11 protein-coding genes are annotated in these 20,442 nt (G+C 75.8%); all 11 read left to right on the top strand.

Going from position 1 to position 20,442, the window contains the following annotated elements; genetic code table 11:
* The coding region (locus KUM03_RS02735; protein ID WP_217245386.1) for a non-ribosomal peptide synthetase at positions 1-3,093 on the top strand (3,093 nt) is incomplete at its 5' end.
* Positions 3,094-3,110: 17 nt separating this feature from the next.
* Entirely contained in the window at positions 3,111-4,514 is a 1,404-nt protein-coding gene (locus tag KUM03_RS02730; protein WP_308406238.1) for an enoyl-CoA hydratase-related protein, read from the top strand.
* Positions 4,511-5,872, top strand: coding sequence for a thiamine pyrophosphate-dependent enzyme (locus KUM03_RS02725; protein WP_254398742.1), 1,362 nt, complete (start codon positions 4,511-4,513; stop codon positions 5,870-5,872). Before KUM03_RS02730 ends, KUM03_RS02725 begins: the two co-directional genes overlap by 4 nt.
* Complete coding sequence (locus tag KUM03_RS02720; protein WP_217245385.1) at positions 5,869-6,897, top strand: alpha-ketoacid dehydrogenase subunit beta; 1,029 nt, start codon at positions 5,869-5,871, stop codon at positions 6,895-6,897. Before KUM03_RS02725 ends, KUM03_RS02720 begins: the two co-directional genes overlap by 4 nt.
* On the top strand, positions 6,894-7,721 hold the full coding sequence (locus KUM03_RS02715) for a thioesterase II family protein (RefSeq protein WP_217245384.1): 828 nt from the start codon (positions 6,894-6,896) through the stop codon (positions 7,719-7,721). The genes KUM03_RS02720 and KUM03_RS02715 overlap by 4 nt, the downstream gene beginning before the upstream one ends.
* Complete coding sequence (locus KUM03_RS02710; protein WP_217245383.1) at positions 7,718-7,936, top strand: MbtH family protein; 219 nt, start codon at positions 7,718-7,720, stop codon at positions 7,934-7,936. Before KUM03_RS02715 ends, KUM03_RS02710 begins: the two co-directional genes overlap by 4 nt.
* Positions 7,933-9,249 carry a PLP-dependent aminotransferase family protein gene (locus KUM03_RS02705; RefSeq protein WP_217245382.1) on the top strand — a complete coding sequence of 439 codons (1,317 nt, stop codon included), beginning with the start codon at positions 7,933-7,935 and terminating at the stop codon, positions 9,247-9,249. The genes KUM03_RS02710 and KUM03_RS02705 overlap by 4 nt, the downstream gene beginning before the upstream one ends.
* Positions 9,250-9,614: 365 nt before the next feature.
* Complete coding sequence (locus KUM03_RS02700) at positions 9,615-16,985, top strand: non-ribosomal peptide synthetase (protein WP_217245381.1); 7,371 nt, start codon at positions 9,615-9,617, stop codon at positions 16,983-16,985.
* A gap of 19 nt (positions 16,986-17,004) precedes the next feature.
* Positions 17,005-18,282 carry an LLM class flavin-dependent oxidoreductase gene (locus KUM03_RS02695; protein WP_217245380.1) on the top strand — a complete coding sequence of 426 codons (1,278 nt, stop codon included), beginning with the start codon at positions 17,005-17,007 and terminating at the stop codon, positions 18,280-18,282.
* Positions 18,279-19,163: an LLM class flavin-dependent oxidoreductase gene (locus tag KUM03_RS02690; RefSeq protein WP_217245379.1), complete on the top strand. Its 885-nt coding sequence runs from the start codon at positions 18,279-18,281 to the stop codon at positions 19,161-19,163. The genes KUM03_RS02695 and KUM03_RS02690 overlap by 4 nt, the downstream gene beginning before the upstream one ends.
* A 45-nt stretch (positions 19,164-19,208) precedes the next feature.
* Positions 19,209-20,417, top strand: a complete 1,209-nt coding sequence (gene metK, locus KUM03_RS02685; protein ID WP_217245378.1) for a methionine adenosyltransferase — start codon at positions 19,209-19,211, stop codon at positions 20,415-20,417.
* The last annotated feature ends 25 nt before the right edge of the window (positions 20,418-20,442 follow it).

Here is a 20,442-nt window from a genome sequence, read left to right as displayed (position 1 = left end):
CGCACCGACACCTCCGGCAACCCCACCTTCCGCGAGCTGCTGGAGCGGGTCCGGGAGGCGGACCTGGCCGCCTACGCCCACCAGGACGTGCCCTTCGACAAACTGGTGGAGGAACTCAGCCCCGGCCGGTCCCTGTCCCGGCACCCGCTGTTCCAGGTGCTCCTCGCCCTGCAGAACACCCCCGAGGCCGACCTCGCGCTCCCCGGGCTCACCGTCCGGCCCGAGGTCGTGGACCTGGGCGCCGCCAAGTTCGACCTCACCTTCAACCTCGCCGAGCGGCACGGCCCCGGCGGCGAGGCCCGCGGCATCGACGCCGTCCTGGAGTACAGCACCGACCTGTTCGAGCGGACCACCGCCGAGGCGCTCACCGACCGCCTCGTGGCGTTCCTGCGCGCGGTCGCCGCCGACCCCGACCAGCCGGTCGCCGACGTGCCGATCCTCGCGAGCGGCGAACGCCACCTCGTCCTGACCGGCTGGAACGACACCGCCTGGGCCCCGGGCCGCACGGCCGCCGGCGCGTCGCTGCCGCAGCGCTTCGCCGAACAGGCCGCCCGCACCCCCGACGCCGTCGCCGTCACCGAACCCGGCGGCGCCACCTGGACCTACGCCGAACTCGACACCCGTGCCAACCGGCTGGCCCACCGGCTCATCGCCCGCGGCGTCACCGCCGAGACCCCGGTCGCCGTGCTCCAGGAACGCTCCGCGCACCTGGTGGCCGCCACCCTCGCCGTCCTCAAGGCGGGCGGCGTGTACGTGCCGCTGCACACCGGCCACCCCGAGGAGCGGATGCGGCACGTCCTCGCCGACACCGGGGCCGGGCTGCTGCTCACCGACGCCCGGTACGCCGCCACCGCGTCCCGGCTGGGCGTGGACACCCTCGCCGTCGACGCCGTCACCGCCGACGCCCCGACCGGCGACGACACGGCGCCGGAGGTCACCGTGGCGCCGGACGCGCTCGCCTACATCATGTTCACCTCCGGCTCCACCGGCACCCCCAAGGGCATCGGCATCACCCACCGCGACGCCATCGCGCTCGCCGTCGACCGCTGCTGGGAGACCGGCGCCGCCGACCGGGTGCTGATGCACTCCCCGTACGCCTTCGACATCTCCACCTACGAGCTGTGGAGCCCGCTGCTGGCCGGCGGCCGCATCGTCGTCGCCCCGCCCGGCGATCTGGACGCCGCCGTGCTGCGCCGCGTCCTCGCCGAGCAGGGCGTCACCTCCCTGCTGCTGACCGCCGGCCTGTTCGGCGTCGTCGCCGACGAGGACCCCGGCGTCTTCGCGGGCGTGCGGGACGTGTGGACCGGCGGCGACGTCGTCCCGCCCACCGCCGTGCGCCGCGTCCTCGCCGCCTGCCCCGGCAGCGTCGTCAAGGTGCTGTACGGACCCACCGAGATCACCCTCGGCTGCACCTGGCACCGGTTCACCGACCCGGACCGCGTGCCCGCGTCCGTGCCCATCGGCCGCCCGCTGGACGAGACCCGCGCCTACGTCCTCGACGACCGGCTGCGGCCCGTACCGCCCGGCGTCCCCGGCGAGCTGTACATCGCCGGCGCCGGCCTGGCACGCGGCTACCGGGCGCAGCCCGCGCGCACCGCCGAGCGGTTCACCGCCGACCCGTTCGCCGCGCTCTTCGGCGACGACGGCGGCCGCATGTACCGCACCGGCGACATCGCGCGCCGCACCGCGGGCGGCGTCCTGGAGTTCCTCGGCCGCGCCGACCAGCAGGTCAAGATCCGCGGCTTCCGCGTCGAACCCGGCGAGATCGAGACCGCGCTCGCCGCCCACCCCGACGTCACTCGCGCCGTCGTCACCGCCCGCCCCGGCCGGGCCGGTGACAAGGTCCTCGTCGCCTATCTGGTCCCCGCGCCCGACGCCCGCCCCGGCGCCGCGGAACCGGCGCGGCTCCGCGCCGAACTGGAGCGGTCCCTGCCCGACTACATGGTGCCCGCCGCGTTCGTCACGCTGGACTCCCTGCCGGTCACCCTCAACGGCAAGCTCGACCGGGACGCCCTGCCCGAGCCCGACTGGGGCTCCGGCGGCGGGCGGCTGCCCCGCGGCCCCCGCGAGGAACTGCTGTGCGGCCTGTTCGCCGAGGTGCTCGGCGTCGACCGCGTCGGCATCGACGACAACTTCTTCGAACTCGGCGGGCACTCCATGCTCGCCACCCGGCTCGCCGGCCGCGTCAAGGCGGTGCTCGGCGCCGACGCAGGCGTCCGCACCCTCTTCGAGGCGCCCACCGTCGCCGCGCTCCTCGCCCGCATCGACGGCACCGCGGGCGACGACGGACACGACCCGTTCGGCGTGGTGCTGCCGCTGCGCACCGGCGGCGAGCGGCCGCCGCTGTTCTGCGTCCACCCGGCCGGCGGCTTCGGCTGGGTCTACTCGGCGCTGCTACGGCACACCGACCGCGACCAGCCCCTGTACGCCCTGCAGGCCCGCGGCCTCAGCCACGACGAGCCGCTGCCCGGCGACATCCACGCCATGGCCCGCGACTACGCCGAGCAGATCCGCAAGACCGCGCCCGAGGGCCCCTACCAGCTGCTCGGCTGGTCCTTCGGCGGACTCGTCGCGCACGCCGTGGCCACCCGGCTGCAGGAAGAGGGCGCCGAGGTGAGCCTGCTGACCGTGCTCGACGGCTACCCCGACGCCTACGACGGCACCGAGCACGAGGTCGGCGAGGAACAGGTCCTCGCCATCCTGCTCAACGCGGCCGGCGTCGACCGCGCCGCCGCCTTCGGCGACGGGCAGCTGGAGCGGGCCGCCGTCCTCGACGCCCTGCGCGACAGCGGCAGCGCGCTCGCCCACCTGGACGACGCCGCGATCGGCCGGATGACCGAGGTCTTCCTCAACAACACCCTGCTCATCCAGGACTTCACCCCGCACCGCTTCGACGGCGACCTGGTGTTCTTCGCCGCCACCCGCGACCGCACCCACCCGGAGCTCACCCCCGCCTCCTGGGCCCCCTATCTCACGGGACGCGTCGAGGAGCACCCCTTGGACACCGACCACGCCGGCCTGGCCCGGCCGGACGTGCTCGGCACCATCGCCCGCACCCTCGCGGACCGCGACGCGCGCAAGACCCGTACCTGACCGATCGGAGACCCATCGTGCGTACACCCACCCTCGCCGGTCACGCCCCGGCCGACGGCGCGGCCCCGCCCGCGCCCGCGGCCGCACCCCGCCCCGTCACCGAACCGCCCGCCGTCACCGGCGGTTTCACCGCCGACCGGGCGGCGGTCACCGACCACCTCGAAGCGGGCGTCCGCCGCATCGCCGACCTCGGACCGCGCGCCGAACGCAGCCGCGCCGCACAGCGGCACGCCGCCGCCACCCACGAGGAACTCCACGACCTGCGCCGCCGCTTCCTCGCCGCCCACGCCGAACGGGTCTACACCGAACTCACCGACGGCCTCACCCGCTCGCTGCGCGTCGAGGAGCTGACCGAGCGCGCCGCCCGCGCCTTCCCGGGCCTGGTGCCCACCCGCGAGCAGCTCGCCGAGGAATCCCGCCACCTCCAGCGCAACAAGGAGGGCTGGGAGGTCGCCGTCGGCCTGTTCCTCCAGGCCGTACTGAGCGTCCCGCGCACCGGCGACCACCTGTTGCGCGCCATGCTCCGGCCCACCGACCGGGCGCTGGGGGCGCTCACCGACTTCCGGCTCACCGGCCGCGCCGACCTGGGCGTCGCCACCGTGACCCGGCGCGAGGGCGTCGCCACCCTCGAAGTGTGCAACGACGAGTTCCTCAACGCCGAGGACGACGCCGCCGTCGAGGCCCTGGAGACCGGCACCGACCTGGTGCTGCTGGACCCCGCCAGCCACGTCGGCGTGCTGCGCGGCGCGCCCCAGACCCACCCCGCCTACGCCGGACGCCGGGTGTTCAGCGCCGGCATCAACCTCACGCACCTCTACCACGGCGACATCTCCCTGCTCGGCTTCATGCTGCGCCGCGAGGCCGGGTACCTCGCCAAGTTCGTGCGCGGCCTCTGCCTGGACGACACCCGCGGCGACGACTGGTGGCCGGACGCGGACAAGCCCTGGGTCGGTGCCGTGGACGCCTTCGCCATCGGCGGCGGGATGCAGATCCTGCCCGTGCTGGACCGGGTCGTCGCCGCCGAGGACGCCTGGTTCAGCCTGCCCGCCATGGAGGAGGGCCTGGTGCCGGGCCTGGCCAACCAGCGCCTGCTGCACCTGACCGGCTCCCGGTTCTCCCGCCGCCTGATCCTGTGGGGCCGCAAGCTGCGCGCGACCGACCCCGAGGCGGCCCTGATCGTCGACGAGACGGCGTCCGCCGACGCCATGGACGACGCCGTGGAACGCGCCGCCCAGCACCTCGACCACCCGGCCGTCGGCGCCAACCGGCGCATGCTGGCCCTCGCCGAGGAGCCCGCCGACCTCTTCCGGCGCTACCTGGCGCGCTACGCCTACGAGCAGGCCCGCCTGCTGCACAGCCCGGCCCTGATCGACACCCTGGAGCGCACCTGGATCAACCGCGGGCGGGAGGACGCCGCATGACCGCGGTGCTCGACACCCCCGCGACCGCCTCCGCGGCTGCGTCCGCGACTGCCGCCGGGGCTGCCCCGGCGGCTGCCCCGGCGGCTGTCCCGGCGACCGCCTCCGCGACCGCCCCGGCGACTGCCTCCGCGACCGCCCTGGCGACTGCCTCCGCGACCGCCCTGGCGACTGCCTCCGCGACCGCCCTGGCGACTGCCTCCGCGACCGCCCTGGCGACTGCCTCCGCGACCGCCCCGGCGACTGCCTCCGCGACCGCCCCGGCGACCGCCCCCACGACCGCCCCGGCGACCGCCCCCGTGCCCGCCCCGACGGCCGCCCCCGCGACCGTTCCGGTGTCGGACACCCTCCCGCGCGAGACGGCACTGGCCCTGTACCGGGCCATGGTCGTCGGCCGGGCCTTCGACACGACCGCCACCACCTTCACCCGGCAGGGGCGGCTCGCCGTCTACCCGTCCTCACGCGGCCAGGAGGCGTGCCAGACCGCGCCCGTCCTCGCCCTGCGCCCCACCGACTGGCTCTTCCCCACCTACCGCGAGAGCGTCGCCCTGCTCACCCGCGGCATCGACCCGGTCGAGGTGCTCACCCTGTTCCGCGGCGACCGGCACTGCGGCTACGACCCGCACGCCCACCGCACCGCCCCGCAGTGCACCCCGCTGGCCACCCAGTGCCTGCACGCCGCCGGTCTCGCCGACGCGGCCCGCACGGCCGGCGACGACCTGGTCGCCCTCGCCTTCATCGGCGACGGCGCCACCAGCGAGGGCGACTTCCACGAGGCCGTCAACTACGCGGCCGTACGCCGGGCGCCGGTGGTGTTCCTCGTGCAGAACAACCAGTACGCCATCAGCGTGCCGCTGGCGAAGCAGACCGCCGCCCGCGCGCTCGCCGACAAGGCGGCGGGCTACGGCGCGGCCGGGGCGCGTGTCGACGGCAACGACGCCGTCGCCGTGCACCGGGCCGTCGCCGAGGCCGCCGAACGGGCCCGCTCCGGCGGCGGCCCCACTCTCGTCGAGGCCGTCACCTACCGCATGGAGGCCCACACCAACGCCGACGACGACAGTCGCTACCGCCGCCGCGAGGAGGTCGCCGCCTGGGCCCGCAAGGACCCCGTCGCCCGCCTGGAACGCCGGCTGCTCGCCGACGGCACGCTCGACGAGGCGGCGGTCGCCGCCGTCGCGAGCGAGGCCGACGCCCTCAGCCGCACGCTGCGCCGGGACTTCGACACGCCCCCGCGGCGCGACCCGGCGGAGATGTTCCGGCACGTCTACCGCCACCCGCCGCAGCGGCTGCGCGCCCAGGCCGCCGCCATGGCCGGTGAACTGGCCGGTGAACCAGCCGGGGAACAGGAGAGGCAGCCATGACCGCGGGCACCGCACCCGCCACCGCCCGGGACACCACCGTCACCATGGCCAGGGCGTTGAACTCGGCGCTGCGCGACGCCATGCGCGCCGACGACGACGTCGTCGTCTTCGGTGAGGACGTCGCCGCCCTCGGCGGGGTCTTCCGCATCACCGACGGCCTGGCCCGGGAGTTCGGCGACGACCGCTGCTTCGACACCCCGCTCGCCGAGTCCGCGATCGTCGGAACCGCGATCGGCATGGCGATGTACGGCCGGCGCCCCGTGATCGAGATGCAGTTCGACGCCTTCGCCTACCCGGCGTTCGAGCAACTGGTCAGCCACGTGGCCAAGTTCCGGGCCCGCACCCGCGGCGCCCTGCCGCTGCCGCTGACCGTCCGCATCCCCTACGGCGGCGGCATCGGGGGAGTGGAGCACCACAGCGACTCCTCCGAGGTCTACTACATGGCCACCCCCGGCCTGACCGTGGCCGCCCCGGCCACCGTCGCCGACGCCTACTCCATGCTGCGCCGCAGCATCGAGTCGGACGACCCGGTGATCTTCCTGGAGCCCAAGCGCCTGTACTGGCACAAGGAGCCCACCGGCCTGCCCGTGGACACCGGCCCCCTCGGCTGGGCCGCCGTACGCCGCCCCGGCACCGACGCCACGCTGATCGCGCACGGCCCGGCGGTGCCCGTCGCGCTCGAGGCGGCCGAGGCGGCCGCCGCCGACGGCCTCAGCCTGGAGGTCGTGGACCTGCGCACGCTGGCCCCGTTCGACGAGGAGACGGTCTGCGCCAGCGTCCGCCGCACCGGCCGCGCCGTCGTCGTCCACGAGGCGCACGGCTTCGCCGGTCCCGGCGCCGAGGTCGCCGCGACGGTCACCGAGCGCTGCTTCTACCACCTGGAGGCCCCCGTCCTGCGGGTCACCGGCTACGACGTGCCCTACCCGCCGCCGCTCGTCGAGGCCCACTACCTGCCCGGCGTCGCACGGATCCTGGACGCCGTCGACCGGCTGGAGTGGCCGGCCCGCCGGACGGCAGCGGCATGAACGTCCCCTGGTACCGCTGCTTCGTGCCCCGCCCCCGGGCCGGCGTCCGGCTGCTGTGCTTCCCCTACGGGGGCGGCTCCGCGACCGCCTACCGCGACTGGCCCGCCCTGCTGCCCGGAAGCATCGAGGTGCACGCCGCGCAGTACCCCGGGCACGCCGACCGCATCGCCGAACCCCTCCACACCGACCTGCACGCGCTGGCCGACGCCGCCGCCGCGGACGCCTCGGCGCTGCTGGACCGCCCGGTCGCCCTGTACGGCCACAGCCTCGGCGCGCTCGTCGCCTACGAGGTGGCGCTCAGGCTCCAGGCGGCCGGCCGTCCCCCCGTCCGCCTCGTCGTCTCCGGCATGCCGCCCCCGCACCGCGTCCGCCCCGGCGCCGTCCACCGCGCCGACGACGCCGGCCTGCTCGCCGAACTGCGCCGCCTGGGCGGCCTGCCCGACGAGGTCCTCGCCCACCCCGACCTCCTGGACCTGGCCCTGCGCACGGCCCGCGCCGACTACGCCCTCGGCGAGACCTACCGGCGGCGGCCGGGCCCCCGTCCGGCCGTTCCGGTGACCGTGCACCGCGGCGCGGCCGACCCGGAACTCACCGCCGAGGAGGCGTCCGCCTGGTCCGCGGTCACCGACGGGAAGGTGCGTGAACAGACCTTCCCCGGCGGTCACTTCCACGTCCTGGACGACCCGGCGCCGGTGCTGCTGGACCTCGTCGCCGACCTGGCCGCCGACGGCCGTCAGCGGCACGTCAGCCTTCCGGCAGCACCGGCGGCGACAGTGGACCGGGACCATCCCGTCCCGCAGCCGAACACCGGGAGACCGACATGAGCAACCCCTTCGAGGACCCCGAGGGCACCTATCTCGTCCTGGTCAACGACGAGGGTCAGCACTCGCTGTGGCCGTCCTTCGCCGAGGTGCCGGCCGGGTGGACCGTGGCGCTGCCGGCCACCGACCGGGACAGCGCGCTCGCCCACATCACCGAGCACTGGACGGACATGCGGCCGGCGAGCCTGATCGACGCCATGAAGGGCACGGCGGCATGACCCCGGCCGCGGGCCTGCTGGACGCGCCGGGCCGCGCCGCCCCCACCCTCTCCACCGAGGGCCTGCACGCCAGCCTCAGCGACCCCGCGCTGACCTCGATGACCCTGCTCAACGAGATCACCGGCAACTACCCGGACGCCGTGTCCTTCGCCGCCGGCCGCCCCTACGAGGGCTACTTCGACACCGAGGCCCTCCACCGCCACCTGCGCCTGTTCGCCCGGCACCTCGAGACCGAGCGGGGCATGGACGAGCGGGGCGTGCGGCGCACCCTGTTCCAGTACGGGGCGACCAAGGGCATCGTCGGCGACCTGATAGCCCGTCACCTCGCCGTCGACGAGGGCATCACCGCCGACGGGGACGACGTCCTCGTCACCTCCGGCTGCCAGGAGGCCATGGTCCTGGTGCTGCGCGCCCTGCGCCGCGACGAACGCGACGTCGTGCTGGCCGCCGCGCCCACCTACGTCGGTTTCACCGGCGCCGCCCGGCTCACCGAGACCCGGGTGCGGCCGGTGCCCGAGGGACCCGCGGGGCTCGACCCGGCCGCCGTGGGCCGCGCCGCCGACGAGGCCCGCGCGGCCGGGCTGCGCCCCCGCGCCCTGTACGTCGTGCCCGACTTCTCCAACCCCGGCGGCGCCCGGATGCCCGAGGCGGCCCGCCGGGAGCTGCTGCGCGTGGCCGACGCGCACGATCTGCTCGTCGTCGAGGACAACCCGTACTCGATGTTCCACGACGGCTCCGGCCGGCCGCCGACCCTGAAGTCCCTGGACCGCTCCGGGCGCGTGGTGTACATCGGGTCGTTCGCCAAGACCGCCTACCCCGGCGCGCGGATCGGCTACGTCGTCGCCGGGCAGCCGGTGGCCGAGGGCGGCACGCTCACCGACCAGCTCGCCAAGGTCAAGAGCATGGTCACCCTCAACACCTCCAGCGTCGCCCAGGCCGCGATCGGCGGACTGCTGCTGGAGAACGGGTGCAGCATGGAGCGCGCCTGCGCCCGCGAGGCCGCGGTCTACCGCCGCAACCTGCGCACGGTGCTGGACGGTCTGGCGGCACGCTTCCCGCGCGGCGGCCCGGTGAGCTGGAACGCCCCCGAGGGCGGGCTGTTCGCGGTGGTCACCGTGCCGTTCGCCGCGGACGAGGCGGCGCTGGAGGAGTCGGCCGAGCGGTTCGGCGTGCTGTGGACGCCGATGTACCACTTCTACGCCGGCACCGGCGGCCTGAACCAGCTCCGCCTGTCCTACAGCGTCCTGACGGAACCCGACCTCACCGAGGGCCTCGACCGCCTCAAGTCCTTCATCGCTTCCCGTACCCCCTGACCACGGCAGCCACCGCAGCCATGGCAGCCATGGCAGCCACCGCAGCCACCGCAGCTGCCGCAGCCACCGCAGCTGCGGGCAGTCGTGCCGCTGGGGCGGCACGGGTGGGCGCAGCGGCACCCCGCCACGCCGGGCCGCGCAACGCCCCCCCGCCCAGCCGAGACGCCGAGCACCCCTCGAACCCCGGCCCGCGCTCCCGCCCCGAGCGACCCGCCCGAGCGACCCGCCCCAAGGGCCCCGCCCTGAGGGCCCCGCACGAAACCCCACGTCAGCCCCCCGTCAGCACCGCGCAAGAGCAGCCCGGCACGCTCGCCCCGGACGCGCACCCCGGGCCGAGGCCTCGGATCCGACCCAGGAGACACCCGATGACCAAGCTCCACCCGCCAGGCGAGCAGCCCTCCGCGACCGCCGGACGCGGGGCGGACCAGGCGCGGCGGCTGCCGCTGACCGAGGACCAGCTGGGCCTGCTGCTCCAGCACCGCGCCGATCCCGGCGCCTCGCCCTACAACGTGCCGCTCGCCGTCGACCTCACCGGTCCGCTCGACGCGACCGCCCTGGAGACGGCCCTCGCGCGGCTCGTCACCCGCCACCCCCTGCTGTCCGCTCGGTTCGTCGACGACGCGTACGGCGACGGCCTGCCCGCCCTCGACCTGGACCCCGGCCGCGCTCCGCGGCTGGACCGGCGCACCGCGAGCCCCGGTCCCGACGGCACCTGGCCCGCCGAGGCCGTGGCCGCCGAGGCCCGCCGGGAACTGGACCTGGAGCGCGACGGCGTCCTGCGGGCCGTGCTGGTCGCGCACGGCCCCGACCGCCACACCCTCCTGCTCGTCGTCCACCACCTCGTCGTCGACGGCGAGTCCACCGGCATCCTCCTCGCCGACCTGCTCGCCGCCTACGACCGCGGCGAGGTGCCCGGCCCCGCCCCGCAGGCAGGCTTCGACGCCTACGTCGCCGACCGTGCCGCCGAGGCCGCCACCGGCGCGGAGGCCGCCGAGGCGTACTGGCGGGAGCGGCTCGACGGAGCCGACCTCACCGTCGACTTCCCGCTCGACGTCCCCGGCGGCGACGGACCCCCGCGCGAGGCGGCCGTCCCCCTGGAACTCGACGCCGGTCTGTGGGACCGCGTCCGCGCCTTCTCCCGGGCCCACCGCGCCGGCGCCGCCGCCGTACTGCTGGCCGCCTACCTCAAGGCCCTGGCCACCTACGGCCGCCAGGACGCGCCCACCGTCGGTGTCCCGCTCGGCGCCCGCACCGACCCCCGGTTCGACCGCACCGTCGGCTACTTCGTGCGCACCCTGCTCGTCCGCGCCCCGGACCGCGCCCCCGGCCTGACCTCGGCCGGCTACGTCACCGCCGTCCAGCGGGAACTGGCCCGTGCCGTCGACCACGCCGGGCTGCCGTTCCCGCGGATCGCCAGGCTCGCGCCGGACGGCACCGACCCGTCGGTGTTCAACTGCACCTTCGTGCTGCACAGCTGGGCCGACGCCACCGCCGCCGCCACCGACGGCGTCACCCTGCGCGGCGGAGTGCGCGCCCACTGGCGCCAGGACGTGCACACCCCCGGCCTCGGCCTGCTCACCCTGGAGCTGTACGAGGGCGAGGGCCGGCTGCACGGCCGGCTCAAGTACGACGCGACCCGCCTGGAGGCGGCCACGGCCGAAGCGTTCACCGAGCACGTCGCCACCCTCGCCGCCCAGCTCGTCGCCGACCCGGAGCAGCCCGTCGCCGGACTGGACGGCCTCGGCCCGCGCGCCCGCGCCACACTGGACTTCCTCAACGCCACCGACCACCCGATCCCCGACACGGACATCGACACCCTGCTGCGCGAGCGCGCCGCCGACCGCGGCGACGCCACCGCCGTGGAGTTCGGCGACGTGCGCTGGAGCCACCGCGAACTGGGCGCCCGTATCGACGCCTTCGCCGCCGGCCTGGAGCGGGCGGGCGTACGGGCCGGCGACCGGGTCGGCATCCTGCTGCCGCGCAGCGCCGACGCGGTCGCCGCGATGCTCGCCGTGCTGCGCACCGGCGCCGCCTACGTCCCGCTGGACGCCGCCCACCCCGAGGCGCGCCGCCGGCACATCGCCGACAGCAGCGGCATGCGGCTCGCCGTGGTCGACCCCGGCACGGCCGAGGCCTGCCCGCCCGGCCCCCGGCAGGTCCTCCTCGCGGACCTGGCGGTACCCGGCGGCCACGCCGGGCAGCCCGGCCCCGCCGGCGCCGACGCCCTGCACGTGCTGTACACCTCCGGCTCCACCGGTCTGCCCAAGGGCGTCCAGCTCAGCCACCGCGCCCTGGTCACCGACGTCCTGGCCGCGATCCGGCACTTCGGCATCGGCCCCGACGACGCCGTGCTGCTCAAGGCGCCCTTCACCTTCGACGTCAGCGCCCACGAGATGCTCGTCGCCCTGGTGTCCGGCGCCCGCCTGGTCGTCGCCCCGCCGGACGCCGAGCGCGACCCCGACCTGCTCGCCGAGACCCTGGACCGGCACGGGGTCACCCTGCTGCACGCCGTACCGTCCCAGCTGCGGCTGCTGCTTCAGGCCGAGGCGTTCGGCGCCAACCGCACCCTGCGCACGGTGGTGTCGACCGGCGAGTCGCTGCCCAACGAGCTGCGCGCCGCCTTCGAGGCCGCCCACCCGGCACGGCTGCACAACGCCTACGGGCCGACCGAGACGTCGTACTCGACGGTGTTCTCCTGGAGCCGCGGCGACGGCGCGTTCTGGACCCGGCGGGCCGAGGTGCCGATCGGCGTGCCCTTCGACAACATCCGCTGCCACGTCCTCGACGACGACCTGCGGCCGCTGCCCCCGGGCGCCCCCGGCGAGCTGTGGATCGGCGGCGGCACGGTCTCCGACGGCTATGTCGGCGACCCCGAGCGCACCGCCGACCGCTACCGCACGCTCCGGCTCGGCGACCGCACGGACACCGCCTACCGCACCGGCGACCTGGTCCGGCTGCTGCCCGACGGCACGCTCACCCACCTGGGCCGCCTCGACGACCAGGTGAAGATCAACGGCAACCGGGTCGAGCTCGGCGAGGTGCGCGCCGCGCTCGTGGCACTTCCGGGCGTGCGGGACGCCGCCGTCCAGGTGGCCCGGCACGCCCGCGGCAGCCTGCAGATCGTCGCCCACGTGGTGACGGACACGCCGGCCGCCGGGCTGCGCGCCGCCCTGGCGACCCGGCTGCCCTCCCACATGATCCCGGCACACTTCCACCCGGTGCCGCACATCCCCCTGCTCCCCAACGGCAAGACCGACCGCCGCGCCCTGGCGGCGCTGACCTCCCGCGAGCCGGACGCGACCGGAGCGGGTCCGGAGCCGGGCGTGGAGACGGCCCGGGCGTCCGCGCCCGAGCCGAACGTCTCCGAACCCGCCCCCGCACCGGCTCCCGCCGAACCCTCCGCACCGGCTCCCACCGAGCCCACCGAGCCGGCCGAGCCCACCGAGTCCACCGAGCCCACCGCGCCCGCGCCCATCGCGCCCGCCGAGCCCTCCGCCCGCACCCTCCAGGCCGTGCGCACCGTGTGGGCCGACCTCCTCGGCGAGGCCGGCGACGACGCGCAGTTCTTCGAGGCGGGCGGCGACTCCATCCTCGCCATGCAGATGGTGTCGCGGCTGCGCCGCGAGGGATTCGCCCTGGCCCTGCGCGACATCTACCGCCACCCCGTCCTCGCCGACCTCGCCGCCCACCTCGGCGGCGGCGCCGAGCAGGGCGGACCGGACGGCCCCCGGGCCGCGCAGCCCGCACCGCCCGCGCCCGCCGGGCGGGCCACCCCGCTCGCCCCGGTCCAGGCCTGGTTCTTCCGGCACATCAGGACCGACCTCCACCAGTGGAACCAGTCGGTGCTGCTGGAACTGAGCCGCGCCGTCGACCCCACGACGCTGCGCCTGGCCCTGCAGGCCGTGGTCGCCGCGCACCCGGCGCTGTCCGCACGGTTCGACCCCGACCCCGACGGCGACACCTCCGACGCGTCCGGCCGTCTGATGGTCGCCGCCGAGCCCTTCGCCGCGTACCCGCCGCAGGAGGTCCTGTGGGAGCGGGACATCGCCGAGGAGGCCGACTTCGACCGCGCCCTGGAGGACACCGAACGCAGCCTCGACCCGCTCGAGGGCGTCCACGTACGGGCCGTGCTGGTGCACGACCGGCGCTCGCCGGCGGCGCCCGCGCACCTGTTGATCGCCGTCCACCACCTGGTCGTCGACGGCGTCTCCTGGCGCATCCTGCTGGAGGACCTGGAGCACGCCCTGACCGCGCTGGCCGGCGGTGTGCTGCCCGCGCTGCCCGCCGAGGCCTGCCGCTACGAGGACTGGGTGGCCTCGCTGCCCGCCGTCGCGGCCCGGGACGGCGAGGCGGACCACTGGCGCGGCGTCGCCGCCGCCCGCGAGTCGGCGCACACCCTGCTGCTGACCACGCCCGCGCCGGACGAGGAGCACATCCGCCGCGTCGAGTTCTCCCTCGACCCCGAGGCGACCGCCCGGCTGATCGGCCCGCTGCCCGCCCGCCTGGGCCTGGAGGTGCACCAGGTCATGGCCGGCGCGTTCGCGCAGGCCCTGGCCCGCTGGCGGGGCACCCGCACGGTGACCTTCGACGTGGAGACGCACGGCCGGCACGGCCGCGACGACCTGTTCCGCACGGTCGGCTGGTTCACCTCCATCCACCCCGTGGTGCTCGGCGCCGACCGCGCGCTGCCGCCCGACCGCTACCTCGCCGCCGTCGGCGCCGGCCTGACCGCGGTGCCCGAGGGCGGGGTCGGCTTCGGCGCCTGCCGGGAGTTCTCCCCGGACGCGGCCCTGCGCGAGCTGCTGCGCGAGCTGCCGCCGGCCCTGGTCTGCTTCAACTACTACGGACAGGCCGACCAGTTGAGCCCGTCCGGCGGTTTCGCCATGTCCCAGCGGCCGATCCCGCGCGAGCACTCCGCCCGCTGCGAGCGGGTGTACGGCATCGAGGTCTACGGCATCGTCCACGGCGGTCGCCTGCGCATGGGCCTGACCTGGGTGCCGAGCCCCGCCGACGGCGTGGACGAGGCCGGCGTGGACGCGCTCGTGGCCCAGATGGCCTGGGTGCTGGCCACCCTGGCGGGCGCCGACCCGGCCGCCGTCGCCCCCGCCGAGATCCCCGCGCCGGGCACCGGCGCCCCGGCGCCGCGCCCCCGCCCGGCCGCCCTGCCGGCCCCGGCCCACCCCGCGGCGGCGGACGGGCGCCCGGTCACCGTGCCGGTCACCCCGCAGCAGCACGGCCTGCTCCTCGACGCGCTCGCCCACCGCGGCACCGGCCGCTACGTCGAGCAGCTGTTCTGGCGCTGGCACGGCCCCCTGGACACCGACCGGTTCACCGCGGCCTGGCAGTCGGTGTTCGACCGGGAGACCGTCCTGCGCGCCTCCTTCGACTGGGAGGCGGAACCCTGCCTGGTGCTGCACGAGCACGTCCGCGCCGAGGTGGTGCGGCACCCGGCCGGCTCGGTGGGCTTCGAGGAGCTGCGGGAGAGGGACCGGCTGCGCGGCTTCGACCTGCGCGGCCCCGGCCTGCTGCGGGTCAACGTGCTCGACGAACCGGAGCCCGTGGACGGCGGCCCGGCCTCCGCACGGATCCTGCTCACCTTCCACCACGTGCTGCTGGACGGCTGGAGCGTGTCCGTCCTGCTCCAGGAGTTCTACCGGGCCTACCTCTCCGGTGGCCTGCTGCCGGGCGGCGAACGGCGCCCGGACATCCGCGACTACGCCCGCTGGCTGGCCGGCCAGGACACCGCGCCCGCCCGCGAGTTCTGGTCCTCGGCGGTCCCCGACGCCACCCCGCTGGTGCGGCCCGCGATCCCCGGCCCGGCGACCGGCCTGACGGGGTCCGGCCGGGCCGAGGCCCGCATCGCCGCCGCACAGGCCGACCGGCTGCGCTCCTGGGCGGCGTCCAGCGCGGCCACCGAGTCCACCGCGCTCCAGGCGGTGTGGGCGCTGCTGCTGTACCGGGCCGGCGTCACCTCCGGACCCGCCCCGGTCGGCTTCGGCGTCACCGTCTCCGGCCGCGGGATCGCCCTGGAGTCCGTCGAGCGGCTGCCCGGCCTGCTGATGAACTCGCTGCCCATGACCATCCGGGTCGACCCGGACGGGGCCGTGACCCGGCTGCTGACCGAACTGCGCGACCAGGCCCTGGACATGGCCGCCTACGAGTGGGTGTCCACCGGGCAGATCCACCAGTGGAGCGGACGCCGCGCCGACGAGAAGCTCGTCGAGAGCCTCATCGTCTTCGAGAACTACCCGCGCGGCTCCGACGACCTGAGCACCGCGCTCGCCGCGCAGGGCATCAGCGTCGAACTGCCCGACGCGGCCGGCTCGCAGACCGCGTTCCCGGTCACCCTGCTCGCCTACCGGGACGTCGACGGCAGCCTGGTCCTGGCCGCCGTCCACGACCGCACCCGGCTCGCCGACGAGGACGCGGCGCGGCTGGTCGGCCAGTGCGCCCGGCTGCTGCGCGAACTGCCCGACCTGGCGGGCGGCTCGGCGACCGTGACCGACGTGCTGGCCGCGATCGACGACGACCCGCCGGTTCGCATGGGCGACGCGCCCGAGCCGGACGGCGCCGACGCCGGCGACGGCGACACGGCATGGCCCGACGGCCCCGAGACCGGCCTGGTCAAGGAGGCCTGGCAGGCGGTGTTCGGCACCGGCGACGTCGCCCCCGGCACCCACTTCTTCGACGCGGGCGGCCACTCCCTGCTCGCCGTGCGCCTGCTGCGCGAGCTGGCCCGGCGCACCGGCCGGACCCTGCGCCTGGACGACCTGCTCGCCCACCCCCGCGCCGGACAACTGGCCGCGCTGCTGGCCGGACCGGCCCCCGAGGACGGCCCGGACGGCACCGGCTCCGTCCTGGTCCCGCTGCGGCCCGCCGACCGCCCCGGCACCGGCACCCTCTACCTCGTCCACCCGCCCGGCGGCCAGGTCGCCTGTTACGCGCAGCTCGCCCGCGAGTACACCGGGCCGCACGCCCTCGTAGGCATCCGCGACCCCCGCACCGAGGACCCCGAGCCGTCGTACCTGTCCGTCGAGGAGAGCGCCGAGAAGTACGTGGAGGCGCTGCGCCCCGCCCTGGACCAGGGGGAGCGCATCGTGCTCGGCGGCTTCTCCGGCGGCGGCGTCCTCGCCTACGAGATGGCCCGCCTGATCACCGCCGAAGGCGGCCGGCCACCGCTGGTGGTGATGGTCGACGCGGGCGCCCCCGACGGCGACCTCACCGACGCCGACGCGGAGGGCTCCTTCGCCCGGCAGCTCAGGGACGTCGCCGAAGACCGGGCGCGGCCGGCGACGCCCGCGGCCGGCACGGCCCCCGAGGACGTCGCCCCCGAGGACGCCGAGACCGCCGAACCCGCCGAGTCCGCCGACCCCACCGCCGAACCCGACGGTGCCGCCGCCTACCTCGCCGAACTCGCGCAGATCGCCGACTGGATGCGCGGCGACGGCGGCGGCGACCCGGTGGAGCTGATGCGGATCAGCGTCGAGGCCGTACAGCGCTACCGCCCGCGTCCCTACTCGGGCCCGGTCGCGGTGCTGCGGGCCGGCGACACCGGCTTCGGCAAGGGCGCCTCCTACGACGAGAGCGACCGCTTCCACCACCGCCCCGGCCTCGGCTGGGAGGACCACGTCGCAGACCTCGCCATCCGCGTCGTCCCCGGCAACCACGTGACCATGCTGACCGGCGACAACGTCCGCAGCCTCGCCCGGATCCTGGCGTCCGCGCTCACGAACTGACCCGAGGAGAGCACCCACCATGACCACCCCGCGCCGGCGCATCACCCTGGCCGGCATCATCGACGGGCCGGGCGGCCACGTGGCCGCCTGGCGCCACCCGGCCACCCAGGCGGACGCCCAGCTCGACCTCGCCTTCCACCGCCGCAACGCCCAGACCCTCGAACGCGGGTTGTTCGACGCGGTGTTCATCGCCGACATCGTCGCCGTGTGGGGAACCCGCCTGGACTCGCTGTGCCGCACCTCGCGCACCGAGCACTTCGAGCCGCTGACCCTGCTCGCCGCGTACGCCGCCGCCACCGAGCACATCGGACTGTGCGCCACGGCCACCACCACCTACAACGAACCCGCCCACGTAGCCCGCCGGTTCGCCTCCCTGGACCACCTCAGCGGCGGCCGGGCCGGCTGGAACGTCGTCACCTCCGCCGCCCCCTGGGAGTCCGTCAACTTCGGCTTCCCCGAGCACCTGGAACACGGCCTGCGCTACGCCCGCGCCGAGGAGTTCATCGACGTCGTCAAGCGGCTGTGGGACTCCGGCGAGCAGCCCCTCGGCCACCGCGGCGAGCACTTCGACGTGCCCGGCCCACTGGGCCTCCAACGCCCGCCGCAGGGCCGCCCCGTGATCATCCAGGCCGGCTCCTCCCCGGTGGGACGCGAGTTCGCCGCCCGCCACGCCGAGGTGATCTTCACCCGGCACAACGCCCTCTCCGACGCCCAGGACTTCTACGCCGACCTCAAGAAGCGCGTCGCCGGACACGGCCGCGACCCCGAGAAGGTCCTGGTCTGGCCGACCCTCGCACCGATCGTCGCGGCCACCGAGGCGGAGGCGCGGCAGCGCCTGGCGGAACTGCAGGACCTCACCCACGACCACGTGGCCCTGCGCACCCTGCAGGACTTCCTCGGCGACGTCGACCTGAGCGCGCACCCGATCGACGGACCCGTCCCCGACATCCCGTACACCAACCAGTCCCAGTCGACGACCGAACGCCTCGTCGGCCTCGCCCGGCGCGAGAACCTGAGCATCCGGCAGCTGGCGCTGCGCCTGATGGGCGACATCGTCGCCGGCACGCCGGAGCAGATCGCCGACCACATGGAGAGCTGGTTCACCGGGCGCGGCGCGGACGGCTTCAACATCGACTTCCCGTACCTGCCGGGCTCCGCCGACGACTTCGTCGACCACGTGGTCCCCGAGCTCCAGCGCCGGGGCCTGTACCGCACCTCCTATGAGGGCGGCACGCTGCGCGAGAACCTCGGCATCCAACCGTCCACGACGACCACCGAGGCAGGTGCCGCCGCATGACCGCCCCGCTCCTGATCGGCCGGATCCCCGCCCACGGCCCCACCGCGCCGCCCTCCCTCGCGGACGTGCTGCGGCTTGTGCGGGCCGCCGAGACCGCAGGGTTCGACGCCGTCGTCCTCGACGACGGGGCCGGCGCCGACGGCACCCGGGCCCGGTTCGAGGCGACCACCCTGGCCGCCGCCGTGGCCGCCGCCACCGACCGGATCGGCCTGATCACCGCCCCGCTCCCCGCCGACCAGGCCCCCTACCACGTGGCCCGCATCACCGCCTCACTCGACCACCTCGCCCACGGCCGCACCGGCTGGCTGGCCGGGCCCGCCGACGCCGACGGCCGCACCGCCGAGCTGATCGAGGTGGCCCGCGGCCTGTGGGACAGCTTCGACGACGACGCCTTCGTGCACGACCGCGCCGACGGCCTGTACTGGCGGCTCGACGGCATCCACCGCCTCGACCACAAGGGCCGTCACTTCGACGTGGCCGGCCCGCTGAACGTCGCCCGCCCGCCCCAGGGCCACCCGGTCGTCGCCGTCACCGACCCCGCGCCGGCCCGCCACGCCGACCTGGTGCTGCTCGGCACCGAGCACGGCCCCGGCACCGTACGGGAGCTGAGGCACGGCGCGCCCCTCGCCAAGGTGCTGTGCGCGCTGCCGTCCGGCGCCGACGCCCGCGCCCTGCTCGCCGGTACCGCGGCCGACGGCCTCGTCGCGGACGTCACCGCGCCCGACAGCCCCTCCCTGGGCCTGCCCCGGGAGCTGGGCACCGTCCCGGCGGCGGGCGCCGCCACCGAACCGCGCACCGCCACCTCGGGCCCCACCCTGCGCGCCAGGCTCGGCCTGGTCCGCCCGGCGAGCCGCCACGCCCGCACCTCCGCAGCAGCCTGACCCGCCCCGGCCACCAGCCCACCCGGCCCCTGCCCCTGGAGAGTCATGTCCAGTCGCCTGTTCACCTCGGAGTCCGTCACCGAGGGCCACCCCGACAAGATCGCCGACCGGATCAGCGACACCATCCTCGACGCGTTGCTGCGCGAGGACCCCGCCTCCCGCGTCGCCGTCGAGACCCTGATCACCACCGGCCAGGTGCACGTCGCCGGCGAGGTCACCACCAAGGCGTACGCGCCGATCGCCCAGCTGGTGCGGGAGACGATCCTGGACATCGGCTACGACTCCTCCGCCAAGGGCTTCGACGGCGCATCCTGCGGCGTCTCGGTCTCGATCGGCGCGCAGTCCCCGGACATCGCGCAGGGCGTCGACACGGCCTACGAGAACCGGGTCGAGGGCGACGAGGACGAGCTGGACCGGCAGGGCGCCGGCGACCAGGGCATCATGTTCGGCTACGCGACCGACGAGACCCCGACCCTGATGCCGCTGCCGATCGAGCTGGCGCACCGCCTGTCCCGGCGCCTCACCGAGGTCCGCAAGGACGGCACCGTGCCCTACCTGCGGCCCGACGGCAAGACTCAGGTCACCATCGAGTACCTGGGCAGCACGCCCGTCCGCCTGGACACGGTCGTCGTCTCCACGCAGCACGCGAGCGACATCGACCTGGAGGGCCTGCTGGCCCCCGACATCCGCGAGCACGTCGTCGAGCACGTCCTCGCCCGCCTCGCCGACGACGGCATCAAGCTGGCGGCGGACGACTACCGGCTGCTGGTCAACCCCACCGGCCGGTTCGAGATCGGCGGCCCGATGGGCGACGCCGGCCTCACCGGCCGCAAGATCATCATCGACACCTACGGCGGCATGGCCCGCCACGGCGGCGGTGCCTTCTCCGGCAAGGACCCGTCCAAGGTCGACCGCTCCGCCGCGTACGCGATGCGCTGGGTCGCCAAGAACGTCGTCGCCGCGGGCCTCGCCTCCCGCTGCGAGGTCCAGGTCGCCTACGCGATCGGCAAGGCCGAGCCCGTCGGCCTGTTCGTGGAGACCTTCGGCACCGGCAAGGTCGCCCAGGAACGCATCGAGCAGGCCATCGAGCAGGTCTTCGACCTGCGCCCGGCCGCCGTCATCCGCGACCTGGACCTGCTGCGCCCGGTCTACGCCCAGACCGCCGCCTACGGCCACTTCGGCCGCGAACTGCCCGACTTCACCTGGGAGCGCACCGACCGCGCCGCCCAGCTCAAGGCCGCGGCCGGGCTCTGAGCCGGACCGCCGAGCTCGACGGGAG

This window comes from Streptomyces sp. AC602_WCS936, from assembly GCF_019049125.1.
Taxonomy (GTDB): Bacteria; Actinomycetota; Actinomycetes; order Streptomycetales; family Streptomycetaceae; genus Streptomyces.
Note: the sequence above shows the minus strand (reverse complement) of the source record. Positions and strands in the feature narration are given on the sequence as shown.